Source organism: Methylobacterium sp. WL6, assembly GCF_008040095.1.
Taxonomy (GTDB): domain Bacteria; phylum Pseudomonadota; class Alphaproteobacteria; order Rhizobiales; family Beijerinckiaceae; genus Methylobacterium.
Genome location: NZ_VRVH01000407.1, coordinates 1 through 3,265 on the forward strand (window position 1 = coordinate 1; position 3,265 = coordinate 3,265).

The window sequence follows — 3,265 nt, forward strand, 5'->3', positions numbered from 1 at the left end:
CGAACGGCTCGGGATCACCCGGTCGTAGACCTCCAGCATGAAGAACGAGCCGGTGAGGTACAGCACGTTCACCACGCCGCTCATCACCGCGACGCCGGCGAACGCCGTCCGGCAGGACGCCAGGGCCTCCGTGAGTTCTGCCGAACCGCTGTGCCTCCCCATCATCTTTCTACGACCCACAATTATGAAGGGCGCGATAATGCGCCTGCACTGCACACTTGCGCAACCTGAAGGCGCGTAGGCCTCAGAGTCCGTCTGGTAAGTCATGATGCTCGGCCGAGCCTTCGGACGAGGATCATGACGGCGGCGGCGTAGAGGAAGGCCTGGGCTGAGGCGAGGGTCGCCTCCGGGTCTTTCCAAAGGCGGCGGTTGCGGCTGATAGCCAAAGAAGCGTTCGACCACCCATCTGCGCGGGCGCATGGCAAAGCCGACCTGATCCTTGGGTTTGCGCACGATGTCGACGGTGATGATCGTTGCGGTCGCGGGCCTGTCGCCGGCATAGCCTGCATCGGCGAAGGCCTTGGCGATGAACGGGAAGGTCCGCCGCGACAGGCGCAGCACCGGTCCGGCCCCATCGCGATCCTGCACGTCGGCGGGCTGTGGGTCGAGGACGAGAGCGCGTCCGTCCGTGTCGACCAGGGCCTAACGCTTACGGCCCTTGTACGGCCCTTGATCTGCTTTCCGGCGTTGTAGCCGCGCGGCCCTCCGCTCTCGGTGGTCTTCACGCTCGGGCTATCAAGCACTGTGGCGGTGGGCGAGGCCCTTCGACCGACCGACCCGCTCGCGGTCCGCCATGACGAGGTGATGGTTGATCCGGCCGAACAGGCCGTCGTCGCGCCAGCGCGCAAAGTAGCCAAACGTCGTGCTGCGCGGAGGCAGGTCCTTCAGGATCATCCGCCACGCGATGCCGCCGCGCAGCACGTAGAGGATGGCGTTCAGGATTTTTCGCATCGTCCAAACAGGCGGACGACCGCACGAGGCCGGCTCCGGCATCAGCGGCGCGATCACGGCCCACTCGCCATGCGTCAGGTCGGTTTCGTAGCGCAGGTTGGCGCGGCGATGCTGCCGACGAGTGGTCGGGGTCCACATGGCACTTCCAGGTCAGGCTTCGGCACCCTTCTGGAATCACCGCCATCCCGGCCACTCACCCCCTGCCGGACGTTATCGGACGGGCTCTAAGAAAAACTGCGGCATAATGACACCCTTTCGAATGCAACTTAATAGCGGCTTAATTAGTAACTACGCGGACAAATCCCGAGAATCTCATTGAGAAAGTCATATGACTGGATTAGGTGTATACGTTGGTAATTCACCTAGTGACGTGGATCATTTCGAGAACTGGCTTGGAAAGCCAGTCGATTTTGTGGAAATGTTTTTAAATCAAAACAGCTGGGCTGAGTTTGACAGCTCAATACCTTGGGCCACCAGTCTCTGGAAAAATGCCATCCGAGACGTTCATTGGTCTGTTCCTCTTACGACCTGGTACGACGGGAACCTCGATAGCGCTGCACTGGGCGCTTATAACGATCATTACCTGAAGGCCGCTCAAGCCATAGCGGACTCATCGTACGGCGACGGACCGATTTATATCAGGACCGGCTGGGAGATGAATGGCACATGGTTCCCCTGGTCGGCGCAGGGGCACGAACAATCTTACATCGGAGCATGGCAGCAGTTCGTAGACACTTTTCGTTCCGTCTCGGACCGCTTCAAGTTCGAGTGGACGCCGAACGTCGGCAATGACTGGTTTCAGCATCCTGCGGATGCTTATCCCGGCGACAAATACGTCGATGTCATCGGAATGGATTTCTACTGGAACAACACTTGGATGGGAACCGACCCGGCCCAGGTTTGGGATTGGATGGTCAATCAGTCCGGTGGTCTGCAATGGCAGGCAGACTTCGCAGCGGCACACGGCAAGCCCATCGCCTACTCGGAATGGGGCGCCAATTCACCGGACGCCGCCCTATACTTCGATAAAGCCGCAGCGTGGTTCGCGCAGCATAAGGCGCTGTATCAGAGCTACTGGAACTATGGAGACGACGGCTACAGCAGTCGGCTCGACACGGGATTGTATCCCGCGGCTGACGCAGCCTTCATCAAGGATTTCGGTGGGCCTGTAGGGGCGACCACACCGAGTCAAGTCCCGCTCTCCACTCTGGTTGTCAATGACACGGCCGACCACGTCGTCAACGCTGTCGAAGCGAAGGCTGTAGCTTTCCGCGTCGCCAGCCTCGGCCTGACCGAGACGGCGGTCGCCACCTTCACGGACGGGACCTACGTCAAGACGGCCACGATCGCAGCCAACGGCCTGGGTGCAGTCGACCTGTCGGGCTTCAACGGCTCGGTTGGGTCCAGCCTCGTGGTCACAGGTTCGGATGGAACCACCAGGTCAGTCACCGGCACGACCATCGTGGCCGATACCGTCGCGCCGCTCGCCAAGGCGAGCCTCGTCCACGTCGCCGGCGACGGGATCATCGACGCCACCGAGGCGCAATCGGCGACCATGCCGGTCACGGGTACGCTCAGCGCGGCACTCGGCGCGGGCGACCAGGTCGTGGTCAGCCTCAACGGTGTCGACACCCTGGCCAGCGTCAGCGGCACCAGCTTTACCGCCGCTGTCGCCACCCCGATCGGCGCCGGGACGGTGACGGTGAGCGTCGTCGACGCCGCCGGCAACGCGGGTGCTGCGGCCAGCGCCGCCTACATGACCGCGGCCCCGGTGACCACTCTGGTTGTCAACGACACGACCGACCACGTCGTCAACGCTGTCGAAGCGAAGGCTGTAGCTTTCCGCGTCGCCAGCCTCGGCCTGACCGAGACGGCGGTCGCCACCTTCACGGACGGGACCTACGTCAAGACGGCCACGATCGCAGCCAACGGCCTGGGTGCAGTCGACCTGTCGGGCTTCAACGGCTCGGTTGGGTCCAGCCTCGTGGTCACAGGTTCGGATGGAACCACCAGGTCAGTCACCGGCACGACCATCGTGGCCGATACCGTCGCGCCGCTCGCCAAGGCGAGCCTCGTCCACCTCGCCGGCGACGGGATCATCGACGCCACCGAGGCGCAATCGGCGACCATGCCGGTCACGGGTACGCTCAGCGCGGCACTCGGCGCGGGCGACCAGGTCGTGGTCAGCCTCAACGGTGTCGACACCCTGGCCAGCGTCAGCGGCACCAGCTTTACCGCCGCTGTCGCCACCCCGATCGGCGCCGGGACGGTGACGGTGAGCGTCGTCGACGCCGCCGGCAACGCGGGTGCTGCG

At 63.3% G+C, this 3,265-nt stretch carries 1 protein-coding gene and 1 pseudogene; one reads left to right on the plus strand and one right to left on the minus strand.

What is annotated here, in order from left to right; all coding sequences use genetic code 11:
- Positions 1-263: 263 nt before the first annotated feature.
- Positions 264-1,089: pseudogene (locus FV230_RS26360) on the minus strand (IS5 family transposase).
- A 232-nt stretch (positions 1,090-1,321) separates the two neighbouring features.
- Between FV230_RS26360 and FV230_RS26365 the strand changes: the two are divergent.
- On the plus strand, positions 1,322-3,265 hold a 1,944-nt coding region (locus FV230_RS26365), incomplete at its 3' end, for a glycosyl hydrolase (protein WP_187275634.1).